23 protein-coding genes and 1 tRNA gene are annotated in these 24,355 nt (G+C 65.1%); 11 read left to right on the top strand and 13 right to left on the bottom strand.

The window, feature by feature from the left end; all coding sequences use genetic code 11:
• Nucleotides 1-55: 55 nt before the first annotated feature.
• Nucleotides 56-1,255, bottom strand: coding sequence for a DNA recombination protein RmuC (locus tag ACVWYQ_RS20060; RefSeq protein WP_157283370.1), 1,200 nt, complete (start codon nucleotides 1,253-1,255; stop codon nucleotides 56-58).
• A 169-nt stretch (nucleotides 1,256-1,424) separates the two neighbouring features.
• Between ACVWYQ_RS20060 and def the strand changes: the two genes are divergently transcribed.
• The 3 genes from def to truA all read left to right on the top strand — a co-directional run bounded on the left by def (nucleotide 1,425) and on the right by truA (nucleotide 3,874).
• On the top strand, nucleotides 1,425-1,952 hold the full coding sequence (def, locus tag ACVWYQ_RS20055) for a peptide deformylase (protein WP_404544324.1): 528 nt from the start codon (nucleotides 1,425-1,427) through the stop codon (nucleotides 1,950-1,952).
• A 141-nt stretch (nucleotides 1,953-2,093) separates the two neighbouring features.
• Entirely contained in the window at nucleotides 2,094-3,017 is a 924-nt protein-coding gene (fmt, locus tag ACVWYQ_RS20050) for a methionyl-tRNA formyltransferase (protein WP_404544322.1), read from the top strand.
• Between the two features lie 119 nt (nucleotides 3,018-3,136).
• Entirely contained in the window at nucleotides 3,137-3,874 is a 738-nt protein-coding gene (gene truA, locus ACVWYQ_RS20045; RefSeq protein ID WP_198399719.1) for a tRNA pseudouridine(38-40) synthase TruA, read from the top strand.
• A 173-nt stretch (nucleotides 3,875-4,047) separates the two neighbouring features.
• Here the strand turns inward: truA and dapE are convergent, their stop codons facing one another.
• The 11 genes from dapE to rpmH all read right to left on the bottom strand — a co-directional run bounded on the left by dapE (nucleotide 4,048) and on the right by rpmH (nucleotide 13,563).
• Complete coding sequence (gene dapE / locus ACVWYQ_RS20040; RefSeq protein WP_271539470.1) at nucleotides 4,048-5,214, bottom strand: succinyl-diaminopimelate desuccinylase; 1,167 nt, start codon at nucleotides 5,212-5,214, stop codon at nucleotides 4,048-4,050.
• The gene (locus ACVWYQ_RS20035; RefSeq protein ID WP_404544319.1) at nucleotides 5,211-5,816 is read right to left on the bottom strand and encodes a DUF805 domain-containing protein; all 606 of its coding nucleotides are present in this window, start codon (nucleotides 5,814-5,816) and stop codon (nucleotides 5,211-5,213) included. The genes dapE and ACVWYQ_RS20035 overlap by 4 nt, the downstream gene beginning before the upstream one ends.
• 148 nt (nucleotides 5,817-5,964) lie before the next feature.
• Nucleotides 5,965-6,810, bottom strand: a complete 846-nt coding sequence (gene dapD, locus ACVWYQ_RS20030; RefSeq protein ID WP_157283364.1) for a 2,3,4,5-tetrahydropyridine-2,6-dicarboxylate N-succinyltransferase — start codon at nucleotides 6,808-6,810, stop codon at nucleotides 5,965-5,967.
• A 235-nt stretch (nucleotides 6,811-7,045) separates the two neighbouring features.
• Nucleotides 7,046-7,738 carry a pyrimidine 5'-nucleotidase gene (locus ACVWYQ_RS20025; RefSeq protein WP_404544316.1) on the bottom strand — a complete coding sequence of 231 codons (693 nt, stop codon included), beginning with the start codon at nucleotides 7,736-7,738 and terminating at the stop codon, nucleotides 7,046-7,048.
• Nucleotides 7,739-7,752: 14 nt separating this feature from the next.
• On the bottom strand, nucleotides 7,753-8,739 hold the full coding sequence (locus tag ACVWYQ_RS20020) for a DUF1036 domain-containing protein (RefSeq protein WP_456727198.1): 987 nt from the start codon (nucleotides 8,737-8,739) through the stop codon (nucleotides 7,753-7,755).
• 158 nt (nucleotides 8,740-8,897) lie between these two features.
• Nucleotides 8,898-9,785, bottom strand: coding sequence for an acetylglutamate kinase (argB, locus tag ACVWYQ_RS20015; RefSeq protein WP_130363552.1), 888 nt, complete (start codon nucleotides 9,783-9,785; stop codon nucleotides 8,898-8,900).
• A gap of 196 nt (nucleotides 9,786-9,981) precedes the next feature.
• Complete coding sequence (locus ACVWYQ_RS20010) at nucleotides 9,982-10,347, bottom strand: DUF423 domain-containing protein (protein ID WP_404546369.1); 366 nt, start codon at nucleotides 10,345-10,347, stop codon at nucleotides 9,982-9,984.
• Nucleotides 10,347-11,000 (bottom strand): ribosome biogenesis GTP-binding protein YihA/YsxC, encoded by a 654-nt coding sequence (gene yihA, locus ACVWYQ_RS20005; RefSeq protein WP_404544314.1) that lies wholly within the window; start codon nucleotides 10,998-11,000, stop codon nucleotides 10,347-10,349. Before yihA ends, ACVWYQ_RS20010 begins: the two co-directional genes overlap by 1 nt.
• 135 nt (nucleotides 11,001-11,135) lie before the next feature.
• Nucleotides 11,136-12,998 carry a membrane protein insertase YidC gene (gene yidC / locus ACVWYQ_RS20000; protein WP_275507855.1) on the bottom strand — a complete coding sequence of 621 codons (1,863 nt, stop codon included), beginning with the start codon at nucleotides 12,996-12,998 and terminating at the stop codon, nucleotides 11,136-11,138.
• A gap of 16 nt (nucleotides 12,999-13,014) precedes the next feature.
• Nucleotides 13,015-13,401 carry a ribonuclease P protein component gene (rnpA, locus tag ACVWYQ_RS19995; protein WP_109145452.1) on the bottom strand — a complete coding sequence of 129 codons (387 nt, stop codon included), beginning with the start codon at nucleotides 13,399-13,401 and terminating at the stop codon, nucleotides 13,015-13,017.
• A gap of 27 nt (nucleotides 13,402-13,428) precedes the next feature.
• Nucleotides 13,429-13,563, bottom strand: a complete 135-nt coding sequence (gene rpmH / locus ACVWYQ_RS19990) for a 50S ribosomal protein L34 (RefSeq protein WP_008542748.1) — start codon at nucleotides 13,561-13,563, stop codon at nucleotides 13,429-13,431.
• A gap of 350 nt (nucleotides 13,564-13,913) precedes the next feature.
• Between rpmH and ACVWYQ_RS19985 the strand changes: the two genes are divergently transcribed.
• The 5 genes from ACVWYQ_RS19985 (at nucleotide 13,914) to ACVWYQ_RS19965 (ending at nucleotide 19,299) form a co-directional block, all read left to right on the top strand.
• On the top strand, nucleotides 13,914-15,413 hold the full coding sequence (locus ACVWYQ_RS19985; RefSeq protein WP_275498345.1) for a sensor histidine kinase: 1,500 nt from the start codon (nucleotides 13,914-13,916) through the stop codon (nucleotides 15,411-15,413).
• 303 nt (nucleotides 15,414-15,716) lie between these two features.
• Nucleotides 15,717-15,793 (top strand) — tRNA-Arg (locus ACVWYQ_RS19980).
• A gap of 84 nt (nucleotides 15,794-15,877) precedes the next feature.
• Complete coding sequence (gene queD / locus ACVWYQ_RS19975) at nucleotides 15,878-16,234, top strand: 6-carboxytetrahydropterin synthase QueD (protein ID WP_404544310.1); 357 nt, start codon at nucleotides 15,878-15,880, stop codon at nucleotides 16,232-16,234.
• Between the two features lie 238 nt (nucleotides 16,235-16,472).
• Nucleotides 16,473-18,338, top strand: a complete 1,866-nt coding sequence (locus tag ACVWYQ_RS19970) for a tetratricopeptide repeat protein (RefSeq protein WP_271539455.1) — start codon at nucleotides 16,473-16,475, stop codon at nucleotides 18,336-18,338.
• Between the two features lie 58 nt (nucleotides 18,339-18,396).
• Complete coding sequence (locus ACVWYQ_RS19965) at nucleotides 18,397-19,299, top strand: hypothetical protein (protein WP_404544307.1); 903 nt, start codon at nucleotides 18,397-18,399, stop codon at nucleotides 19,297-19,299.
• Between the two features lie 58 nt (nucleotides 19,300-19,357).
• On the opposite strand, the gene ACVWYQ_RS19960 is transcribed toward ACVWYQ_RS19965, so the two are convergent.
• Nucleotides 19,358-20,134, bottom strand: a complete 777-nt coding sequence (locus tag ACVWYQ_RS19960) for an IclR family transcriptional regulator (protein WP_404544304.1) — start codon at nucleotides 20,132-20,134, stop codon at nucleotides 19,358-19,360.
• Nucleotides 20,135-20,315: 181 nt separating this feature from the next.
• Here ACVWYQ_RS19960 and ACVWYQ_RS19955 point away from each other — a divergent pair, with 181 nt between their 5' ends.
• The 3 genes from ACVWYQ_RS19955 to ACVWYQ_RS19945 all read left to right on the top strand — a co-directional run bounded on the left by ACVWYQ_RS19955 (nucleotide 20,316) and on the right by ACVWYQ_RS19945 (nucleotide 24,324).
• Entirely contained in the window at nucleotides 20,316-21,107 is a 792-nt protein-coding gene (locus ACVWYQ_RS19955) for an enoyl-CoA hydratase/isomerase family protein (protein WP_404544302.1), read from the top strand.
• Between the two features lie 3 nt (nucleotides 21,108-21,110).
• Nucleotides 21,111-23,204: an acetate--CoA ligase family protein gene (locus ACVWYQ_RS19950; protein WP_404544299.1), complete on the top strand. Its 2,094-nt coding sequence runs from the start codon at nucleotides 21,111-21,113 to the stop codon at nucleotides 23,202-23,204.
• Nucleotides 23,205-23,304: 100 nt separating this feature from the next.
• The gene (locus tag ACVWYQ_RS19945) at nucleotides 23,305-24,324 is read left to right on the top strand and encodes a Bug family tripartite tricarboxylate transporter substrate binding protein (RefSeq protein WP_456726303.1); all 1,020 of its coding nucleotides are present in this window, start codon (nucleotides 23,305-23,307) and stop codon (nucleotides 24,322-24,324) included.
• Nucleotides 24,325-24,355 lie beyond the last annotated feature (31 nt).

Genomic DNA, 24,355 nt, shown 5'->3' with positions numbered 1-24,355 from the left:
CGCCGCGGCGTACGGGATGCCCCGCCTTCGCGGGGCATGACAGTGTGCCCCAATCTCACTCCCCCGCCTGGAGCTTGCGCGGAAACAGCTCTGCCGCTCCCGTCGCCACCAGGCGCGGTGCCTCCGGCGCATCGCTCTTGCTGAAATCGAGCTCCTCGATTCGCCCTGCGCGCTTCTCGATCTTGTCGGCGGAGATCAGCACCTGGCGGACGTCCTCGTTCACGTCGGCAAAATGCTTTTGCAGCTTGAGCACGCGGTCGCGCAGTCGCCCCAAATCGTCGCCGAGCTTGATCACCTCCGTGCGGATCTGGTCGGCGGCATCGCGCATGCGCGCGTCCTTCATGATCTGCTGCATCACTTGGATCGCGAGCATCAACAGCGAGGGAGACACCAGCACGACGCGGGCGCGATAGGCTTTCTGGATCACGTCGTCGAAGCCGTCGTGGATCTCGGCGTAGACCGATTCCGACGGCACGAACATCAGCGCCATTTCCTGGGTCTCGCCGGCGACGAGATATTTTTCGGCGATGTCGCTGACATGCTTCATCACGTCGCTGCGCAGCCGCTGCGTGGCGACGCGTCGCTCCTCGTCGGTGCGGGCATCGTGCAGCGCCGTCATCGCCTCCAGCGGAAACTTCGCGTCGATGCAGAGCGGGCGCTGGTCGGGCAGGAACACGACGCAGTCCGGCCGTTTTCCGGTCGAGAGCGTGAACTGGAACTCGTAGGAGCCCTTGGGCAGACCGTCCTGGACGATCGCCTCCATGCGCGCCTGGCCGAAGGCGCCGCGCGACTGCTTGTTGGCGAGCACGTCGCGCAGAGTGGTCACCTGCGTGGTGAGGTCGGTGAGGTTCTTGTGCGCGTTGTCGATGATGCCGAGCCGTTCATGCAGCGCGCGCAGGCTCTCCATGGTGTTGCGGGTCGAATGTTCCATGGACTGGCCGACCCGATGCGTCACCGAATCAAGCCGCTCGTTGACCGCCCGCGCCATCTCGGCCTGGCGTCCCGCGAGCGCCTGGGTCATGGCGTCAACCCGCCCCGAGGCCTCGCTCTGGGCGCGCAGCACCTGGGCGAGGCGCTCCTCGAGCTCGTCGGCCCGGATCGCGTTCGCCATGGCGAGTTCCGCGCCACGCCGCCCCGAGCGCGCGATCACGACCGCAATCACAACCAGCAGGATGAGGACGAGCGCACCGAAGCCGATCAGCGCATCGACGATGCGCACCGGCCAGTCGCCCAGCATGACAATGATCTCGTTCATGCCGCCTTGTAGCCGATTCGCTGCACTCTCGCGAACGAAGAGGGAACATTCTGGGTTAACCGGCCCTTAATTTTCATGGTTAATGAAAGGTGAAGTTTTATGGTTAGCGAGGGGTTAACGGGTTCCGGGCCGCATTGACCGCATCCGGCGCGCGGCTTAAATCGCGGCCATGGCCCTCAGAGAAATCATCATCCTGCCCGACAAGCAGCTGCGCCTGGTCTCCAAGCCGATCGAGAAGGTCACGGCGGAGATCCGCAAGCTTGCCGACGACATGTTCGAGACCATGTACGACGCGCCCGGCATTGGGCTCGCGGCGATCCAGGTCGCGCAGCCGCTGCGCCTGATCACCATGGACCTCGCCAAGCGCGACGGGAACGGCGAGACCAAGCACGCGCCGCGCGTCTTCATCAATCCTGAGATTATCGCCTCGTCCGAGGAATTGTCGGTCTACGAGGAAGGCTGCCTCTCGATCCCCGAATATTACGAGGAGGTCGAACGGCCCGCGAAGGTGCGCGTGCGCTTCACCGATCTCGACGGCAAGGTGCATGAGGAGGATGCCGAGGGCCTCTACGCCACCTGCATCCAGCACGAGATCGACCATCTCAACGGTGTCCTGTTCGTCGACTATCTGTCGAAGCTCAAGCGCGACCGCGTCATGAAGAAGTTCGAGAAAGCCGCCAAGCGCGCGGCGGAGTAGGCTGGGCTCGGCTCTCTCTCCTCGTCATGGCCGGGCTTGACCCGGCCATCCACGCCTTGCTTGCTTTGTCGCCAAGACCGTGGATGCCCGGGACACGCCCGGGCATGACGGAGAACCAGAACTCTCACCGAACGCAGCTACATGCCCCTCCGCCTCATCTTCATGGGCACGCCCGATTTCTCTGTGCCAACGCTGCTCGAGCTGATCGCTCATGGCCACGAGATCGCGGCGGTCTACACCCGCGCGCCGAAGCCGGGTGGACGGCGCGGCCTGCAATTGCAGCCGACGCCGGTCGAGGAAGCCGCGCGAAAGCTGGGTATCCCCGTGCTGACGCCGAAGACGTTGAAGACCGAGCAGGCGCTGGCGGAGTTCCGCGCGTTTGATGCGGATGCGGCCGTCGTCGTCGCCTACGGCATGATCCTGCCGAAGGCGATCCTCGATGCGCCAAAACTCGGCTGCTACAATCTGCATGCCTCGCTGTTGCCGCGCTGGCGCGGCGCCGCGCCGATCAACCGCGCCATCATGGCTGATGATGCCGAGAGCGGCGTGATGGTGATGAAGATGGATGTCGGCTTAGATACCGGCGACGTCGCCATGGCCGAGCGCATCGCGATCACCGACAACATGACCGCGCTCGACCTGCACGATCGCCTGTCCCGGTTGGGGGCCGACCTGATGGTGCGCGCGATGGCCGCGCTCGAACGCGGCGGGCTCCAGCTCAAGGCGCAGAGCGAGGACGGGGTCACCTATGCCGCCAAGATCGAGAAGGCCGAGGCGCGGATCGACTGGACCAGGTCCGCGCGCGCGGTGCTGCGCCACGTCCATGGCCTCTCGCCCTTCCCCGGCGCCTGGAGCGAGCTTGACGATGCGCGCGTCAAAATCCTGCGTTGCGAATTGGCGCAAGGCTCCGGCGCGCCTGGCGAGGTGCTCGACGATCAGCTTACCGTCGCCTGCGGCGACGGCGCCATCCGCATCATCGAGCTGCAGCGCGAGGGCAAGGCCCGCATGCAGGCCGCGGACTTCCTGCGCGGCGTGCCGTTAAAGGCGGGATCCAAATTCACCTGACACTGTCATACCCCGCGAAGGCGGGGTATCCAGTACGCCGAGGCTTCTCGGTCAATCGGATAAGCTGCGGAGTGCTGGATTGCCCGCCTTCGCGGGCAATGACGACGAAACTGGACACGATGCCCCGCTACAAGCTCACCATCGAATATGACGGCGCGCCGTTTTTCGGCTGGCAGGTGCAGGACACGCTGCCGTCGGTGCAGGGCGCGCTCGAGGCGGCCGTGAAGGCGATGACCGGGGCGGATCTGCGCGTGCACGGTGCCGGCCGCACCGATGCCGGCGTGCATGCGCGCGGCCAGGTCGCGCATGTCGACGTCGACAAGCAGTTTCCGCCGGGCCGTTTTCGCGACGGGCTCAACGCGCATCTGCGCCCGCATCCGATCGCGGTGCTCGAGGCCGAGATCGTGCCCGACGATTTCGAGGCGCGCTTCTCGGCGGTTAAGCGCCACTACCGCTATCGCATCGTCAACACCCGCGCCAATCTCGCGCTCGATGTCGGCCACGCCTGGCGCGTGCCGCGCAAGCTCGACACTGAGGCGATGCATGCGGCGGCGCAGCGCCTGCTCGGCAAGCACGATTTCACCACGTTCCGCGACACCGAGTGCCAGGCCAAGTCGCCGGAGAAGACGCTCGACCAGCTCGACGTGATCCGCGATGGTCGCGAGATCAACGTCATCACCTCGGCACGCTCGTTCCTGCACAGCCAGGTGCGCTCGATGGTGGGATCCCTGGTCTGGGTCGGCGAGGGCCGCTGGACCGCCGACGATCTCTCCGCCGCGCTCAAAGCCCGCAACCGCGCCGCCTGCGGCATCGTCGCCCCGCCCGAGGGCCTGTATTTGATGAAGGTGGATTATTAGGCGAGCGGCGCAGAGAGCGGGCATGCTCTCGCCAAACCTCGGTGTCATGCCCCGGCTTGACCGGGGCATCCAGTACGCCGCGGCCTCTCGGCTCAATCACTGCCGTCTCTGGAATACTGGATCGCCCGGTCAAGCCGGGCGATGACGGTCGTGTTTGTGGAGGCAACAGTGCCTCAAGCAAAATACCGCGCCAAGATCCCGCGATACACCTTCGTCAACCTCTCCAAATCCGCCACCGGCACGCGTTCGTCGACCTGGTGCATGGTCTGCCCGACCAGACCGAACTCGATCACGGGGCAATAGAAGGAAATAAACCGCGCATCCGACGTGCCGCCTGAGGTCGACAGCTCGGGCTTGCGCCCCGTCACCTCCTCGATCGCGGAGACCGCGAGATCGGTGAACGGCCCCGGCTTGGTCACGAACACGTTCGAGTTGGAGGGCTCCCACACGATGCGGGCCTTGATGCGGTTGCCGCAGGCTTTGGCGAGACGCGTCTCGACCAATTCACGCAAGCTCGCCTGGGTGTGGTTGTCGTTGTAGCGGATGTTGAATCTTGCGCGGGCCTCGCCGGGGATGACGTTGAAGGCCTTGTTGCCGACGTCGACCGAGACGAATTCGAGATTGGACGCCTGGAATTGCGCGCTGCCATGGTCGAGCGGCTCGTCGGAGATCGCGACGATCAGCCGCGAGATGTCCGGCACCGGATTGGAGGCGCGGTGCGGATAGGCGACGTGGCCCTGCACGCCGTCGACGACGAGCGTGCCGGATTGCGAGCCGCGCCGGCCGATCTTGATGGTGTCGCCGAGCGTCTCGACGTTGGAAGGCTCGCCGAGCACGCAGTGGTCGAATTTCTCGCCGCGCTCGGCGGCCCATTTGAGCAATTTGATGGTGCCGTTGATCGAGACGTCTTCCTCGTCGCCGGTGATCAGGAACGAGATCGAGCCCTTACCGTCGCTGCGCGGCTTGCCGCCGTTGGCGGCGAGATGCTCCAGCACCGCCGCGACCGAGCAGGCGATGCCGCCCTTCATATCGACCGCGCCGCGGCCATGCAGCACGCCCTCTTTCACCTCTCCGGAGAACGCCCCGACGCTCCAGGCGCTCTCGTCGCCGGGCGGCACCACATCGGTGTGGCCGGCAAAGGTGATGTGCGGACTTTCCGTGCCGATCCGCGCATAGAGATTGTCGACGTCGGCGGTACCAGGCTCGCTGAAGGTCACGCGGTGACAGGTGAAACCGGCAGCGCCCAGGATTTTTTCGAGCACCCCGAGCGCGCCGGCATCGGCCGGAGTGACTGAAGGGCAACGGATCAGGTCGCGGGCAATGGAGAGAGCATCGGTCATGCGCCCCGCTTAACATGCATGCCGCCGGGTGGGCTAGCATGGAGCGGGACAATTTCGATCTCGCGGCCCTGGTCCCAGCGTCTCGCAGGCGGGGTCAGCGAGGAGTCGTTCTGGGCCAACGGATCCGGACCGAACCGATTGGGCCCCCGGGTGCCGCGCAGGAAGCCGGTCTCGACGAAGCCGGCTAGGGGTAGGACGAAACAGGCCAGCGCGATGGGCGCTATCCAGTAACTGTCTGGAAGTCGCTCTTCGAACTGCTTGAACAGACCAGGCATCACGAAGTAGGCGAGCAGCCACCAGGCGGACTTGTCGCGGTCGTGGAGACGCTTGACGAAGGTCGCGGCGAACACCCACGTGAACAGTGGCGTGCCGATCAGCTTGGTCAGGACCAGCGGGAGATCGGCGCGCGACAGCGCGCGATAAGTGTCTGGGTCGAGCACCTTGAAGATGTCGCTGATTGAAATGGCGAACGAGCCGGCGCCGAACGCGACCGCGATTGCCGCCATGAAGATCATCCAGCAGAGGATGATCAGCCCGGCCAGCCAGAATTTGGCGCGGCCAATGCGCCCGTCGAAGCGGAAAAGGTACCAAGTCCAATCCATGCGAGTGGCTCCGGGCGGAACGGAGCCGCCCGGACATTGGTCGCCATGGAGAGTGGGTGGGTTCGATCCTAGCAGCGAATGGTGAATGGCGAATGGGGAAGAGGGTCCGCGCCCTATTCGCCACTGGCTACTCGCTACTCGCCTGGCATCAATCCCGCAGCAGCTCGTTGATGCTGGTCTTGGAGCGCGTGCGCTCGTCGACGCGCTTGACGATGACGGCGCAGGCGGTGCTCGGGCCGATCTGGCCGTTCTTCATCGGCTTGCCGGGCAGAGCGCCGGGCACCACCACCGAATATTCCGGCACTTCGCCCATGAAGACCTCGCCGGTCTCGCGGTCGACGATCTTGGTCGAGGCTCCCAGGAACACGCCCATCGCCAGCACCGCGCCCTTGCGCACGATCACGCCTTCGGCGACTTCCGAGCGCGCGCCGATGAAGCAATCGTCCTCGATGATGACAGGCTCGGCCTGCAGCGGCTCGAGCACGCCGCCGATGCCGGCACCGCCGGAAATGTGCACGCGCTTGCCGATCTGCGCACAGGAGCCGACGGTGGCCCAGGTGTCGACCATCGTGCTCTCATCGACATAGGCGCCGAGATTGACGAAGGACGGCATCAAGACGACGTTCTTGGCAATGAAGGCCGAGCGGCGCACCACCGCGCCCGGCACCGCGCGAAAACCGGCATCGCGAAAGCGGTTCGGGCCCCAGCCTTCGAACTTCGAGGGCACCTTGTCCCACCAGCTCGCCTTGCCGGGGCCGCCGCCAATGACGTCCATGTCGTTGAGGCGGAACGACAGCAGCACGGCCTTCTTCAGCCATTGATTGACCTTCCACTTGCCGTCGCTGCCGCGCTCGGCAACGCGGGCCTCGCCCTTGTCCAGGGTCTCCAGCGCCTGGTCCACGGCCTCGCGCACCTCGCCCTTGGTCGAGGTCGAGATGCCGTCCCGCGCGTCGAAGGCGCTGTTGATGGTGGATTCGAGGGCTGCAAGAGACATCGGGATTTCCTCTGGGAAGCGCGTGGTTTCGCGAGAATTGGAGCGCTTTTTCGGGATTTGCAGGGGTGGAGTCAAGGCAAACTCCACTATCGTCCCGGGGCGCGCGAAGCGCGAGCCCGGGACCCATAACCACAGGCGGTCATTTGGCGAGGACTCGGAGTTATCGATCTCGCGCCACAACCACTCCCTGTGGTTATGGATCCCGGGCTCGCTTCGCGCCCCGGGATGACTTCGGTCATTGGGGCGACAGCCCCGCCAAAAACCCCGCCAGATCATCCGTGACGTGGTCGACATGGGCGGCGTCGCGGCCTTCCAGCTCCCAGTCCTCGCGCACCACCTCCTTGGTGCCGTCAGGCACCACCAGCACGGTGGTCATGCCGAGCTGGTGCGGGACAGTGAGGTTGCGGGCGAGGTCCTCGAACATGGCGGCGCGGGTCGGATCGACCGCATGCTGGCCGAGGAACTTGCGGTAGGTCTGCTCCGCCGGTTTCGGTTCGAACTCGGCGGCGATGATGTCGAACACGCCGTCGAAATGGCCGGCGAAGCCGAGCCGCGCCAGCACGGCATCGACATGGTCGACCGAGCCGTTGGTGAGGATCAGCTTGCGGCCCGGCAGCTTTGCGATGGCCGCACCGAGCGCCGGATTCGGCTCCAGCGGCGAGTGGTCGATCTTGTGGACATAGGCGAGGTAGTCGTCGGCGGAGACGCCGTGCAGGGTCATCATGCCGCGCATCGTGGTGCCGAAGCGGTGATAATAATCTTTCTGGATCGCCCGCGCTTCCTCCGGGCCGACATTCAGCCAGTTGCAGACGAACTCCCCGATCCGCGCATCGACCTGCTGCCACAGATTGACGTGATGCGGATAGAGCGTGTTGTCGAGGTCGAACACCCAGGTGTCGACATGGCTGAAGCTGCGGGGTGGGCTCATCACAAGTCTCTCGCTCACGGTACGGCAAAGCGCAGCGTCTTGCCGCCGGTCGACATGTCTACCGCGCTGAAGCCCCTTGCCGCAAAGCCGCGCGCGCCGCAATCGGTCTGCTCGCTGGTCTCGAACTTGGTCTCGCGTGTGCAGAGCTGCCTGTCGCCGCCCCAATTCAGCGGCTTGTCCTTCAGCTTGACGATTCGGTTGTCGGCGTCGACCGCTTCCGCGAAGCTGAAGATCTGCTTCGGCTGGCCGGTCACATCGGGGTGCAGGCAGGTCTTGGGATCGATGCGATACCAGCCGCGGCTGGTCACGGCCTTGCCGTCGTCGGTCGCGATCGCCGCCATCACCTTGTGCGGCGTGTCGTTGCACCAGGTGAGGCCAGTCGCGGACGGCGTCTGCACCGCATCTACCATGGTCTTGAAGAAGTTCTGCGAGCCTACGATGTCGGACGACAAGCCCCGGCTCTTCAGGAATGCGGCCAGCGCGCTCTGCGTCTTCGGCCCATCGACGCCGTCGATCGGCGCGGCGTCGTAGCCTGCGATCACCAGGAGCCGCTGGATGCCGGCGAGGCGCGCCTGCTCGTCGTCATATTCGGAATCCTCGGCGAGATAAGCGACGAGGTTGCCGTCCGGGCTTTGCGTCGGCGTCACCTGCGTGAAGGGAACCTGCGTCTGGCCGCTGCGGCACTGCCGCGCCGCCGCGATGACGAAATTGTCCTGCGCGACGCACAGCATGTCGTTGCCGCTTTGCGGGATCGGGGACGCGCCGTAGACGCCGAGCGCGCGCGCGTTGAGCAGGATGCGGTCCGCGGTCAGCGTGCCCTGCACCACCACGCGGCAGGCCGCGGGATCGATCCTGAACCAGCCGCGCGTCGCGGTGGCCGCCTTGTCGTCGATGCCGATCGCGGCCTCGACCACATAGGACATGCGGTTGCAGATCTTGAGGTCGGCGATCGCTGGCGCGGAGGAGAAGAAGAAGGAGACAGCGGCCGCCGGCAGCGACATCAGGAAGCGGGTGAGGCGGGAGCGGCGGTGTTTCGACTTTCTCCGGTCGTCATGGCCGGGCTTGTCCCGGCCATCCACGTCTCGCTTCGGCAAAGAAAGAACGTGGATGCCCGGGACAAGCCCGGGCATGACGCCCTCTCTTCTTCGCTGCTCGTCTCTCACTTGTGGATCAGCGTGCCCGTGCCCTGGTTGGTGAAGAGCTCGAGCAGCACCGCGTGCTGCATCTTGCCGTCGATGATGACGACGCCCTCGACGCCCTGCTCCAGCGCGTAGATGCAGGTCTCGACCTTCGGGATCATGCCGCCGGAGATGGTGCCGTCGGCGATCAGTTTTCGCGCGTCCTTCACCGAGAGCTGCGGGATCAGCTTCTTCGACTTGTCGAGCACGCCGGGCACGTCGGTGAGCAGCAGCAGGCGCTTGGCTTTCAGCGCGCCGGCGACGGCCCCTGCAAAGGTGTCGGCGTTGATGTTCAGCGTCTGGCCTTCCTTGGAGGTCGCGAGCGGCGCCAGCACCGGGATCAGCTCGTAGCCGATCAGCTGGTTGAGCAAAGTGAGGTCGACCTTTTCAGGATCGCCGACGAAGCCGAGGTCGACCGCCTTCTCGATGTGCGAGTCCGGATCGACGATGGTGCGCGTCGTCTTGGTCGCCTTCACCATGTTGCCGTCCTTGCCGGACAGGCCCACCGCCTTGCCGCCGGCCTCGTTGATGTAGCCGACGATCTGCTTGTTGACGGAGCCGGCGAGCACCATCTCGACGATCTCGATGGTCGCGGCATCGGTGATGCGCAGGCCCGCGGCGAATTCCGAGACGATCCCAAGACGCTTGAGCATGGTCGCGATCTGCGGCCCGCCGCCATGCACCACCACCGGATTGATCGCGGTCTGCTCCAAGAGCACGATGTCGCGGGCAAAGTTCTTCGCGGTCTCCTCGTCGCCCATGGCATGGCCGCCGTATTTGATGACGATGGTTTCCTCGTCATATTGCTGCATGTGCGGCAGCGCTTCGGACAGGATGCGGGCCTGGTCGAGCGGAGAGATGTCGGTCATGTCGCGGTCTCGCTGGCGGATCGAATGGTGCGCGTTCTATCCGATTGGCGGGGACAGCGCAAAGCAGTCTTGGTGCCCCGGACGCAGCGCAACGCTCCTTAAGCGGTGCGCTGCAGAGCCGGGGCCCATGTCGCTTCTGGGTCCCGGCTCTGCGGAGCGTCACTGCGTGCCGCACCGCGTCCGGGACACGATAGCATCACCTTTTCGCCGCCACCGCCGCCACGCTTACCGCCAGCCAGCTCGCAATCATCACCATCCCGCCCGTCGGCGCCGCCATCGGAAACAGCGCGTGCCCGGCATATTGCCGCAAGGTGAGGTCGCCTGCGAACAGCGCGGCACCGATCGCGAAGCCGAACGCCGCCATGAGTCCAATTCCGTCGTGCAGAAGGCCGCGCGCGAGCAAGGCGATGGTCGCGAGCATGGCACTTGCATGAAACAGCAGCATGGCGCTGGCGGAGGCAAGACGGCTCGCGTCCGCGCCATGGGCGGACGCGGCGGCCAGCGCGACGCCGGCCGCACCCATCAAGCCGGCAAGCCCGATCAGCAGGCGCTGCGTCAGCATCACGAGGCCCGCTCTTCCAGCAGCTTCGCCATCGCGGCGCGAAGCTCGGCCATGCCGGTCGCGCTGCGCGACGAGGTCGCGAGCACGTTCGGGAACGCCGCCGGATGCTTGGCGAGCGCGGCCTCAGTCTCGGCGATGCGCGCTTGCAGCTCGGCGGCCTTCACCTGGTCGGCCTTGGTCAGCACGATCTGATAGCTGACGGCGGAGCGGTCGAGCGTCTTTAGCACCTCGAGGTCGACATCCTTGATCCCGTGCCGCGCATCGATCAGCACGTAGACGCGCGCGAGACTGGCGCGTCCCAGCAGGAATCTGTGGATTAGCTCGGTCCAGGACGCGACCTGGCTCTTCGGCGCCTTGGCATAGCCGTAGCCGGGCATGTCGACGAGGCGCAGGTCGTTCTTGCCGGGGACCTCGAAGAAGATCAGCTCCTGGGTGCGGCCCGGCGTATGCGAGGTGCGCGCCAGCGCGTTGCGTCCCGTGAGCGCGTTGATCAGGCTCGACTTGCCGACGTTGGAGCGCCCGGCAAAGGCGATCTCCAGCCCCGCCATCGGCGGCAGCGTTTCGATCGAAGGCGAGGCCCAGATGAACTGCCAGTCGCGGGCGAACAGCTTTCGCCCGGCCTCGATCAGCTTGTCGTCTGACTTGTCGGTCATCTGAAAGTCTATCCTCGCGTCATGGCCGGGCTTGTCCCGGCCATCCACGTCTTCACGGAGCAAGCTTCCAAAACGTGGATGCCCGGGACAAGCCCGGGCATGACGACGTGGAGGCAGCTCAGTTCGCAATGACGCTTACGTCGCCTCAGTCGTCACTTTTTTTTTGAACGAGTTCCGAATGTTGTCGAACAGCTCCACCTTCACGCCGTTGCGGCGCATGATGTAGCCCTGCTGGATCACCGAGAGCAGGTTGTTCCAGGCCCAGTAGATAACAAGGCCCGCCGGGAATCCCGCCAGCATGAAGGTGAAGATCAGCGGCATCCAGTTGAAGATGATCTGCTGGGTCGGATCCGGCGGCGTCGGATTCAGCTTCATCTGGATCCACATCGTGATGCCCATGATGATCGGCCAGATGCCGAGCGCGAGGTAATAGCCGAACACCGGAATCGTGGTCGGATCGAACGGGATCAGCCCGAACAGGTTGAACAGATTGGTCGGATCCGGCGCCGAGAGGTCCTTGATCCAGCCGAAGAACGGCGCGTGCCGCATCTCGATGGTGACGAACAGCACCTTGTAGAGCGCGAAGAATACCGGGATCTGGATCAGCACGGGAAGACAGCCGGCGACCGGATTGATCTTCTCCTTGCGGTAGATCTCCATCATCTCCTGCTGCTGCTTCACCTTGTCGTCGGGATAGCGCTCCTTCAGCGCCAGCAGCTGCGGCTGGATCGACTTCATCTTCGCCATTGAGGCGTAGGATTTGTTCGCCAGCGGGAAGAACAACAGCTTCACGATCACCGTCACCAGCAGGATCGAGACGCCGAAATTGCCGAAGAAGCGGAAGAAGAAGTCGAGGCCGAGGAACATCGGCTTGGTGAGGAAGTAGAACCAGCCCCAGTCGATCAGCAGGTCGAACTGGTTGAGGCCGAGCGCCTTGTTGTAGCCGCCGAGGCCTGCGAGCGGGAAGTTGATGCCGACCACGCCGGCTTCCTTGGCGCCTGCGAACAGCCGCGCGTTGGCCGTCGCGGTGCCGCCGATCGCGACGGTGACGGGGTCGAGCAGATAGTCGGTCTGGTAGGTATGGACCTTACCGACCGGGTTCGACGAGAAACGTGCCTGGAGCTGGGCGTTGGTATCCGGCAGCAGCGCGGAGGCCCAGTATTTGTCGGTGATGCCGAGCCAGCCATTGGTGGCCTTGAAGTTCACCTGCTTGGCTTCGTCGATCTTGCTGTAGGCATATTCCTGCAGCCTGTGTTCGCCCAGATAGCCGATCAGGCCCTCATGCAGGATATAGTAGCCGGAGACATGCGGCGCGCCGTGGCGCGAGATCAGCGCGAACGGATAGAGCGTGACGGGCGCGTTGCCGACATTGCTCACCTCGTCCTTGATGGTGAAGAGATAATGATCGTCGACGGCGATGGTGCGGCGGAAGGTCAGGCCGTCGCCATTGTCCCATTTCAGCACCACGGGCGTCGACGGCGTCAGGCTGCCGCTGCCCTCCTGCTGCCAGACGGTCTGGGCATCCGGCATCTTTGCCGTCACGCCCGTCGCCGCGACCCAGCCGAACTCGGCGTAATAGGGCTCCGCCGTGCCCGACGGCGAATAGAGGACGATCGGGGGCGATTTCGGATCGACCGTCTCGCGATATTGCACCAGCGCGATGTCGTCGATGCGGCCGCCCTTCAGCGAGATGCTGCCGGCGATCCGCGGCGTCTCGATCTTGACGCGCGGGCTCGCTGCAATGGCAGTCTCGCGCGAAACGACCGCTTGGGGCGGGCTCGCGGCCGGCGTCGACGGCTGGGCCGCGCCGGGCTGCGGCGCGCTGCCCGGCGTCGGGGACGCGCCCGGCTGCGGCGTGCTGCCCTTCTGGAGCTCGGACTGCGCCTGCTGCTGGGCGCGCTGCTTCTCCATCTGCGGCACGTTGTAGAAATACTGCCAGGCGATCAGCACCAGGCCGGACAGAATGACGGCGAGGATGGTATTGCGATTGTCGGTCATCTCGATTGTCTCGTCATCAATCCGGTTTGCGGCTGGTCGCTGCGGCGTGACCCGGCCTGTGGCCGCGCGCTTTGGCCGTATGCCGCGCGGGCTTCGTGAACGCTATGCGCAGATCGTCGAGCATGGTGGCGAAGTCGCGCGAGAGCGCGTCCTTTCGTCCGACCAGGACATAATCATGGTGGGGCTGCATCGATGTCGGATCGAGCCGCTTCACCAGTTCGCGCAACCGGCGCCGGATGCGATTGCGCTCGGGGGCGTTGCCGTTCTTCTTGGTGACGGTGAAGCCGATCCTGACAGGGCCGGAATCATCGCGGCGGCGGCTTTGCAGGACGAACGCGGGACTATTCACCCGCGCGCCATTGGCAACGGCGAGGAAATCCGCCCGCTGCCTCAGCCGATCCATGATGAAATCCCAAAAAGGGGGTCCGGCTCAGGCGCTCAGACGCTTGCGGCCGCGGGCGCGGCGGGCGGCGAGAACCTTGCGGCCGCCGGCAGTGGCGAGACGGGCGCGGAAGCCGTGACGGCGCTTGCGCACCAGTTTGCTGGGTTGATAAGTCCGCTTCACGGGTTTTTCTCCGCTGACCGGGCAATTTGCCTGTAGAATTGATGGTAAAGTCCGGAAGATGCGGCCCAAAACGGGCCCTTTTTCGGCCCCAAGAGAGCCGCTCCCGGTGTCGCACCGGGTCATCGCGGACAATTCGCGCGGCTTATAAGGGAGCGCCTTGTCTTCGTCAACGCCGCACAAGCGCGCGATTGTGGTGAATATCGCTGTTTGCGCGGCGTTTTTAACCATTGAGGTGGCGACTCGCGCTATCAGCGCTTACATCACACCTCGGCAGATTAGCGATCCGTAATTTGACCGGACATCGGTCGGGTCGCATCCTCCATCAGCCAAGGCCAACAGGGGCGAGTTTCGTGCCAGCCACAGATCGCCAGCCGATCCAGGATCTGGATCAGCCAGACCAGCCGGCGACGCGGCCCCGCGGCTCGCGCGGGCTCGGGTTGTCCGGCAAGCTGCTGCTGCTCACCATTCCCTTGGTGATGATCGCCGCGGTGCTGCTCTACGTGCCCGCCATCGCGAATTTCTGGGTCAATCGGCTGAACGACCGCGTCGCGGCGGCCAACACCGCGGCGCTGGTGCTGGATGCGGCGCCGCTCGGCATGGTCCCCGATTCGCTGTCGCGGCAGATCCTCAAGAGCATCAATGCCCGCGCCGTCGCCATCAAGATGGGCCAGCAGCGCCGGCTGCTCGCCAGCGACAACATTCCCGCCGCCATCGAGCACGACATCGACCTGCGCGACATGACGGCCTGGGAGGCGATCACCGGCTCGTTCCGGATGATGCTGGAGACCGGCAACCAGGCGATCCGCATCGTCGGCCCCGGGGTCGGCAATGCACAGTTCATCGAGATCGTCACCGATGAGCTGCCGCTGCGGAAGCAGATGTACCGCTTCTCCCGCAACCTCGTCGTGGTCGCGCTGATCATCGCGGTGCTGACCGCGGGCCTCGTCTATCTCGCGCTCCATTATCTCTTCGTACGGCCGATGCGGCGGCTGACCGCGAGCCTGGTCGGCTTCCACGAGAATCCCGAGAGCTCGGCCGGCATCATCGTGCCGAGCCAGCGCAGCGACGAGATCGGGGTCGCCGAGCGCGAATTGTCCGACATGCAGCGCGACCTGATGTCGATGCTGAATCAGAAGAGCCGGCTTGCCGCCCTCGGTCTTGCCGTCTCCAAGATCAACCACGATCTGCGCAATCTGCTCGCCTCGGCCCAGCTGCTGTCGGATCAGCTCGCCAGCGTGCCGGATCCGCGCGTGCAGCGCTTTGCGCCCAAGCTCGTCCGCTCGCTCGAGCGCGCCATCGCCTTCTGCCAGTCGACATTGTCCTACGGCCGCGCCCAGGAGGCCGCGCCCGACCGCCGCATGATCCTGATCGAGCCTGTGGTGATGGAGGTGCGGGAGACCGCGGGACTCGCCAACGAGGCCTCGATCGCCTGGGTCGCTGCGATCGAGCGCGGGCTCACGGTCGATGCCGACCCTGACCAGCTGTTCCGGGTCTTGCTCAACCTCGTCCGCAACGCCGCCCAGGCGCTCGAAAGCCATGCGGCGGGTGAGGGGCGCGTGCAGCAGATCCGGATCACCGGGAAGCGCGAAGGCGCCGTCGCCATTCTCGAGGTCTCCGACACCGGCCCCGGCGTCCCCCCGAAGACCCGGGAGCGCCTGTTCGAGGCCTTCCAGACCTCGGGCCGCCCCGGCGGCAGCGGCCTTGGCCTCGCCATCGCCGCCGAGCTGGTCCGCGCTCATGGCGGCGAGATCCACCTGGTCGAAGGCACCATCGGCGCCACTTTCCGCATAGTCATCCCCGACCGTCCCGTGGAACTGCTCTCCATCCGCAACGAGCGCCAGAGAGCGTAAGTCGGCCAGCGGCCGAGCGTGCGGTATTCGTTTCCGAGGACCTCGCCTACCCACCTCTCGTCATTCCGGGGCGCGTGTAGCGCGAGCCCGGAATCCATAACCACCAGTCGGGGTTATGGATTCCGGGCCTGCCCCTTCGGGGCATCCCGGAATGACACCGAAACCGTCATCTACCCTGCAAAAACTCCCCCTCCCGGACCTTGCCAATCGGGACAAGAGCGGCTAGTCAGAGCGCTCTTTCGCACCCCCTCCGGCTCCGCCGGGGGCTGCCTGCGGGCCCTGCCCGCGCTGTTTGCGAAACACGCGCCCGTAGCTCAGCTGGATAGAGCATCAGACTACGAATCTGAGGGTCGGACGTTCGAATCGTTCCGGGCGCGCCATTCTTTGCCGAAAGGTCAGGACAGGACAGCATCTGGTCGCCAGACCGGCCCGAGACCGGATGGCCATGCCGTGTGGGGAGCTGGATGAGGATATCGCAGGCGTTCAAGTTCGAGGCGGCGCATCGGCTGCCAAACGTGCCCGAGACTCACCGGTGCAGCCGGCTGCACGGTCATTCCTATCGGGTCGAGGTCCAGCTGGATGGGCAGGTCGACCCGCACACCGGCTTCGTCGCTGATTTCTTCGATATCGAAGCAAGCTTCGCCGGCATCATGGCGGCGCTGGACCACCAGTGCCTGAACGAGGTCGACGGCCTCGCGAATCCGACCGCCGAGAACATCGCGGTCTGGATCTGGGACCGCTTGAAGCCCAGCCTGCCACTGCTGTGGGCGGTCCGCGTCTATGAAACGACGGATTGCTGGGCCGAATATCAGGGGCGGTGACGACGGCCCGCTGACCCCAGCGCCGGCCTCACCGTCGCCATATGGGAACCCGCAGGGCAACTCAGGATCAGCCATATGAGCAGAGTGGTGCTGCTTGCGCGCCGCCGGACGGATCTCATTACTCACGAATATATGAGCTGTGTTGATAACCGCATGCGGGTTGGAAGGTTTAATTTCAAGCTGGCGTAGAATGTCCGCAATGCCAGTTGTGCCTGGCCCCTGTACAGGGAAACTGTTGATGGAACGCAAGCTCGCCGCGATCATGGCTGCCGACATCGTCAGCTACAGCCTGATGATGGCCGAAAACGAGGCCTCCACCTATAAAGAGCTGCGCACGGTCTTCGACAATCTGATCGAGCCCACAGTCGCGCAGCATGGTGGACGCATCTTCAAGAAGACCGGGGACGGGTTTCTGGCGATGTTTCCCAGCGTCAACGAAGCCGTTGATGCAGGCACTGCCATCCAGCAAGGGTTCGACAACGCCCCGTTTGAGCTGCGCATAGGCATCAACCTCGGTGATGTCATCGAGGACAATGGCGACATGTACGGCGACGGCGTTAATGTCGCCACACGGCTTGAGACGATGGCCGATCCCGGTAGCATCTTTGTTAGCGGCGCTGTCGTCATGGCCGCAGACCGCAATCGCGGCGACGTGTTCGCGCGTGTGGGCCGCAGGCGCGCCAAAAACATTCCCGAGCGTCTTAATGTCTACCGGGTCCGGCGCGCGCAATCATCATGGTATCGCTGGCGAAAAGTCCCGCGCGTTCTACGCGGTACCGCTGCGCGCTGGTCATATGGCGTCGCCGCCGTAGCCCTTGTCCTCATCGGCACCCAAATCCAACCACTTTCCCTGGCGGCGATGGTCAGCCGGCTCCCGGCCGCGCTATCTTTCGACCAGACCCGCGCCGACCCGCGGCCGTCAGTTGCGGTCATGCCCTTTGCGACCATGGGTGGGGACCAATCGTACTTTGCAGACGGGCTGACCGAGGATGTGACCACCGCGCTTGCAAGGAATTCCGAGCTTCAGATCATCGCGCGCGACTCCACCTATGCTGTGCGCGGGCAAGACAGCGATATGCGCAAGCTCGGGGCAAAGCTGGGCGTTTCCTACGTGGTGGAAGGCAGCGCGCGCCGCGAGGGCGACCGGCTGCGCGTCTCGGCGCAGCTGATCGACGTGAAATCGGGCGCGCACCTTTGGTCGCGCAGCTTCGACAGGCAGGTTGCCGACGTCTTCACCGTACAAAGCGAGCTGACCACGGAAATCGTCGCCCAGCTCGCGCCGTATATCGGCCGAAATGAAGCCATCGCTGCCGCGCAACGTCCGACCGACAACCTTCAGGCTTACGATCTTCTCCTGCGGGCCCGTCATCGATACCGGCATGGCGTCCAGGATGCGGAAGCACTTATGGAGGCACGCGGCCTATATCAGCGCGCGCTGGAAATGGACCCGGCCTATGCCACCGCCCGTGCGGGCTTGGCCCTCACTTACATCGCGGATGTGGCCAAGAGGTCGAGTGGTCGGGCGACAGCGCATGAGCTGGAACTAGGTCTTAGCGAAGCGCGCCAGGCTGTGCGCCTCGATCCCAATCTCTCGCTCGGCTATCAGGTGATCAGCTTCGGGCTGGCGGTGCAGGGCGATTATGCGGGCGGCTTGCAGGCCGCCAAGCGCGCCGTCGAACTGAATCCCAATGACCCGGACAGCATGATGGCATTGGCAAAAGCACAAGTCCGTTTCGGGGACTACGCGGACGCCGTTGCCAATGCCGAGCGGGCGCGTCGCCTTCATCCCATGGCGCCGGAATATTACGCCTATGTGCATGGCCAGGCTCTTTACGCCGCTGATCGTCGCGATGAGGCGGCTACCGTGATCTCCGAATGCCTTGTAAGGGCGCCGCGCGATGCCAACTGCCTGCTCATCCAGGCTGCGCTGCAAGGGCGGCGCGGTGATATAGAAGCGGCGCAGCTGACGATGGCAAGCTTGGTAGGGGCGCAACCGACGTTTTCGTTGGAGGCAGAGCGCTCTTATCGCCGGTTTGGCAACAAGCCGCTCATGGAGCAGTTTTTAAAGGACCTGACGGTGGCGAAGGCACCGGGGGCTGCATAATAGGATTTTTTTCATTTTCATCTCGTCGGGCGCACCGTTTCGATAGTAAGTTCCTCCGATGCGCACGATCGATCATCTATTCTCCCGCCTCGTTTTATTTCTTGCCATCGCGGCCGCCCCGGTGCTTCCCGCGCGCGCGGCCGAAACCTGCCCGTTCATCAGCGCCCAGGAGCTCGCCCGGGCGATGCCGGCGCTGAAATGGTCGCTGATTTCGAACCAGGACGGCCGCGGCTGCATCTACCAGGCCGGGCGCGGCGACACGATGATGCTCTCCGTGTTCCGCAATCCCGACAAGGACCGCGCCAGGGAATTGTACGCGACCTTCGTCAAGACGCTTGGCGAACGCATGCCGCTGAGCGCAGTGTCCGGAATCGGCGACGAGGGCCAGGGTGGAACGAGCGCGGCGGGCGCGGAGCGCCAGGAGGCCTCGGTCGTCGCCCTGTCCGGCGATTACATCCTGCAGATCAGCGTCTATCCGATCGGCCGGCGTGCCGATGATGCGCTGCTCGCGCCGATCGCCGAAGCCGCGCGCGTTGCCGTCGGCAATGTGAGCAGGAGCAGCGAGCGGTTCGGCAATTGCGAGTGGCTCACGGCCGCCGATGCCGACGGCTTTCTCGACAACAGCACGCTGACGGTGCAGCGGACCGGAGCAGGCAGCTGCATGATGTTCGATCGTGAGGCCAACACCATGACCGTCGCGGTGATCACGACCTCGCGCGATACCGCCCTCGGCATGATGAAGCGCGCAGGCCCCTGCACGCACGTGGCGATCCCCGAGCTCGGCCGCGAAGCCTTCGGCGAGCATTCCTGTACCAAGGGCAACGGCAACGCCGTCAACATCCACGTCTGGAAGAACGGCCGGCAGGCCTCGATCCTGTTCGCCCCGGTCAAGCCGCATCCGCAGTCCGGATCGGTCGAGCGCCTGAAGGCGGTGGCCGCGCGGGTCTATGGGAAACTGTAAGGGGACGTGACCTCTTCCTCCAGCTGACGGGCAAGCGGCTGCGCCTCGCCGCTCGGCTTCACCGCCCCGCCAGCACCTCCTTGCACTTGGCCGCGAACGCGTTGAGGTATGCGCCGAGCTCGCTCGCCAGCGCGTCGGAGCGCTCGACGTTCTGCAGGCTCATGTTGAGTGCGTAGACCGGAAGGCACTCCAGCACGATGGGCGTTGCGACGGCGAGAACGGCGGGCTGCCACGACACCGCGCAATAGCCGTCGTGCTCGACCGAGCTGATCGATTGCCTGACCTCCGCCAGCAGCGCTCTGGTTGCAGCCGCGCTGCGCCGCTTGAACTGCTTCAGCAATCGTTTGCGCTCGGTCTCTGTAGTGCCGGCGAGATAGGCGCGACCCAGCGACGTCAGCTCCATCGGCACCTGCTGGCCGGCGACCACGTTGCGCAGCGCCGCGCGAGGGCTGTAGCGGATCGATTCCAGATAAACCATCATGGTCCTATCGGCAGTCGCGAGCCCGACATTTAGCCGCCGCCTAGCCGATTCCGCGCGCATCATCGGACCGATCGCGTTGAGCACGGGCGATCCCGTCCGCATGGCGTGACCGATGCTGATGACCGATGCGGCAAGGCGGTAGGCCCGCTCGCTGCGGACTTCGTCGAGCATCCCGGAATTGACCAGCGTCCGTGTCAGCCGGCTGACCGTCGATCGCGGCAAGCCTGTTCGCTCTACGATCTCGCCGTTGCCGAGCGTATCGACGCCGGGGCGGAATGCCCGGAGGATCTCGATGCCCCGCTCGAGCGAGCGGTTGCCATCGATCCCGCCCGCATATCTGCGCGCCCGTGCCATCTTTGATCTCCCCCGCCGTTTCCACTCAGTGGAATTAAGGGGATGTCCGGCCGGCTGCAAGCCGCTATAGGCAGCGGCAAGAACAACGCCGGCTGCGCACGGCGCGATGAGGAAACGCAGTCGCGGAGCTCGCGCCGATCATTCATCGCACGCCGATGGATCCGACTTCAGGGAGGTTGCCATGTCCGATCAGCTCATCGAATTTTCCGTCGAGGCCGGAATTGCGACGATCGCGTTCAACCGGCCGGAGCGACGCAACGCCATGAGCGATGAGATGCGCGCCGAGTTCGCCCGTGCGCTCGAAACCGTGTCCCGCGACAAGGCGATCAAGGCGCTGGTGCTGACCGGGCGCGGCCACGCGTTCTGCGCCGGCGGCGACATCAGCGGCATGAAACGCCGGCTCCACGCGCCGCAGGGCGAAGTCGCATTCAACGGATGGAGCCGTCAGCAGGGCGTGCATCACGTGCAGTCGCTGCTGCTCGGCCTGCCGAAGCCGACGATTGCCGCCGTCAACGGCGCCGCGGCGGGCCTCGGCGCCGACACTGCGCTGGCCTGTGATTTCGTCATGGCGACGGAGCGATCGAAATTCACCTGGTCCTACATCAAGCGCGGTCTGATCCCCGACGGCGGCGGCCTGTATTTCCTGCCGCGTAGGGTCGGGCTTGCCAGGGCCAAGGAGCTGATCTTCACCGGCCGCGTCGTCGAGGCCGACGAAGCGCTCGCGCTCGGCATCGTCGATCGCAAGGTGGCTGCGACCGAGCTGCTGTCGGCCGCACAGGCCTGGGCGGCGGAACTGGCTCACGGGTCCGCCACGGCGCTCGCGCTCGGCAAGAAGATCCTGAACGAGACGTTCGAGCATTCCGCGCACGACATCTTCAATCTCGGCAGCCAGGCGCAGGCCATCTGCTACACCAGCGCGGAGCATCGCGAGGCCGTGGCGGCGTTCCTCGCGCAATCCTCGGCGAAGGGTTGAGCGATGAACGCGATCGAACGCCTGATCCGGCCGCGCAGCATCGCCGTGATCGGTGCATCGGCGGACCCGAGCAAGACCTCGGGGCGACCGGTCTCCTATCTTCGGAAACACGGCTTCGCGGGTGCGATCTATCCCGTCAATCCCAAGGTCAAGGAAATCGGCGGTCTCGCCTGCTACCCCGACATCGCCTCGCTACCTGATGTGCCCGACGTCGGCCTTGTCCTGCTCGGCGCCGAATGGGCCCACGTCGCGGTGCGCGAATTGTCCGCGCGCGGTGTTGCCGCGGCCATCGTTCTCGCCAGCGGCTTCACCGAAATCGGCGCCGAAGGCGCCGCGCGCCAGCAGCAGCTGATGCAAGCCGCCGGATCCATGCGCCTGCTCGGGCCGAACACGATCGGCCTCGTCAATCTCACCGACAACATCGTGCTGTCCGCCTCCGGCGCGCTGGCCATGGACCATTTCCCGGCAGGTCCGGTCGGACTGGTCTCGCAGAGCGGAGGTATTCTCGGCGCCATCTTGTCGCGCGCCGCGGCGCGCGGGGTCGGGCTGTCGAAGCTGGTGTCGACCAGCAACGAAGCCGATCTCGATCTCGCCGATTTCATCGACTTTCTCGCCGACGACAATGCGACCAAAGTCATCGCGCTCTATATCGAGGCGATCCGCAACCCGGCCCGCTTCCGCGAAGCGGTGCTCAAGGCGCGAGATGCCGGCAAGCCAATCGTCGCCTTCAAGATCGGGCGATCGGAAGCGGGCGCAAAGGCGGCAATCTCGCACACGGGCGCGCTCGCAGGCTCCGACCGCATGTACGACGCCTTGTTCAGGCAGCTCGGCGTGATCCGCGCGAAAACCTTCGAAGACCTGCTCGACATTCCGGCAGCGCTTGCCGCAGGACGGAAGCTCTCCGGCCGGCGCGTGGCGATCCTCACCTCGACCGGCGGCGCCGGCACTATCGTGTCCGACAGTCTGGGCGTCGCAAGCTTCGCAACGCCCGCTCCCGGCCCGGATACTGCCGCGCAACTCCGAGCTCTGCAGTCGGGATCGCACGCCATGCTCGATCGCAACCCGATCGACGTAACGCTGGCCGGCCTGCAGCCGGATCTGCTGCGCGCCGCAATCCGCATCCTGCTCGCAAGCCCGTCCTATGATGCGCTGGTCGTCATCGCTGGCTCGTCAGCCGTGGGATCGCCGGCGCTGATGGCCGACGCCATCCACGATTGCCTGCCGCTCAGCGACAAGCCCGTCATTGCCTATGTGAGCCCTCACGCGCCCGACGCGGTCTCCGTCCTCACGCAGCGAGGCGTTCCCGCCTACACCTCTGCCGAAAGCTGCGCCGCTGCGCTCGACGGCTTGTTGCAGGCCGGAATGCCGGAGCAGGTCCAGACGTCCGGCTCGGCTGCGACGGTTGTCGAAATCGCCGATCTCCCGGCCGGATCGCTGGACGAAGCACAGGCCAAAACCTTGTTCGCCCGCTTTGGTATTCCGATCGTGGCAGAGCAAGTGGTCGCAACGGCTGGAGAGGCGGAACGGGCTGCGCGAGACTTCGGCGGCAGAGTCGTGCTCAAGATTCTCTCACGCGAGATCGCACACAAGAGCGACGTCGGCGGCGTCGCGGTCAACCTGACAGCCGAGAGCATTGGCGGCCGGCTCACGGCGATGGCCGACGAAGTCGAGGCAGGGACCGGGAAGCGACCCGAGCAATTCCTGGTTCAGGAGATGATTTCAAGCGGCGTCGAAATCATTCTCGGGATGTACCGTGATCCCTTGGGCGTCGCCATCCTTCTCGGCATGGGCGGCGTCGCCGCCGAGCTGTTCAAGGACACGACGATGCGCCTGCTGCCGCCGAACGGCGGTCTCGGCCTCGCCGAGGCGCGCGCGATGGCGCGCGATCTCGTCACATGGCCGTTGCTGGACGGTTTTCGGGGCCGACCGAAATGCGATGTCGAAGCGCTCGCAGCAGCGATCGTCGCTTTCTCGCAGATGGTCGCGCAGCTCGGCGACCGGCTTCTCGAGGCCGAGATCAATCCGGTCTTCGTGCTGCCGGCCGGCCAGGGCGTGAAGGCGGCCGACGGGCTGGCTGTTCTCAACGCGAGCAAGTGAAGCCGCACCGCCAAGAACTTGCAGAAAGGCGCGCGGCTACGTTCGTCCAAAACGACAAGCCTCGTTGAATAACTCAACCAGAACCGGATGGGAGGTCCGCATGGCAATCGGCAAGATCATCAGTCGCGACCGCGCTGCAGGAAGTAGCTGGCCGCGCTCCGCCATTCTCGTCTCGTCGGCGTTGCTGGTGCTGGCGGGATCGAGCACTGCGCCGGCGCGGGCCGAGTATCCCGAGAAGATCATCAAGATCGTGGTGCCCTTCGCAGCCGGCGGCGGGACCGACATCGTCGCGCGAACGACCGCCCAGGAGATCCAAACGGACCTCGGCAAGCCCGTCATCATCGAGAACAAGCCGGGCGCCGGAACCATCGTCGGCACCCAGACCGTCGCGACGAGCGAGCCGGACGGCTATTCGCTGCTGCTGGCGACCTTCGCGCACGCGGTCAACCCGAGCCTCTACGACAAGCTGCCGTTCGATCCGCACAAGGATTTCGCCGCGGTCTCGCTGATCGCGCGGTCCTTCAATGTCGTCGTCGTCAACCCCGCATCCAAGATCAACTCGATCTCCGATCTGATCGCCGAAGCCAAGGCCAAGCCGGGCAAGCTCAATTTCGGCACGTTCGGCATCGGCACCTCGGCCCATCTCGCCGGCGAGCTGTTCAACGCCATGGCGAAAGTCAAGATGACGGCGGTCCCCTACAAGGGTGCGGCGCCTGCGATCAGCGATCTCCTAGGCGGGCAGATCGACGTGATGTTCACCACCGTGGCGAGCGCAGCATCGCTGGTGGCGGCGGGTCAGCTCAGGGCATTGGCCGTCACCTCGGCCGAGCGGTCGGCCGCGTTCCCGCAACTGCCAACCGTTTCCGAGGCCGGATTGCCCGGCTACGCCGCCGAGTCCTGGTACGGATTGTACGCACCGGCCAAGACCCCCGCGCCGGTGATTGCGCGTCTCACCCAGGCGGTCGCGAAGGCCGTTCAGTCCGGTGCCTTCAAGAAGCTGTCGGCCAACGAAGGCCTGATCATGGTCGGCAGCGCGCCCGAAGAGCTCGATCGCTACGTTAGGCAGGAGGAGGAACGCTGGCGCAAGCTGGTCAAGGACGCGAATATCGAGGTGCAATAGCCTGGGATCGAGCAACATCCGGGACCCCCGG

It is taken from the genome of Bradyrhizobium sp. USDA 3397, from assembly GCF_054060965.1.
This window is presented reverse-complemented; position numbering and strand designations above follow the sequence as displayed.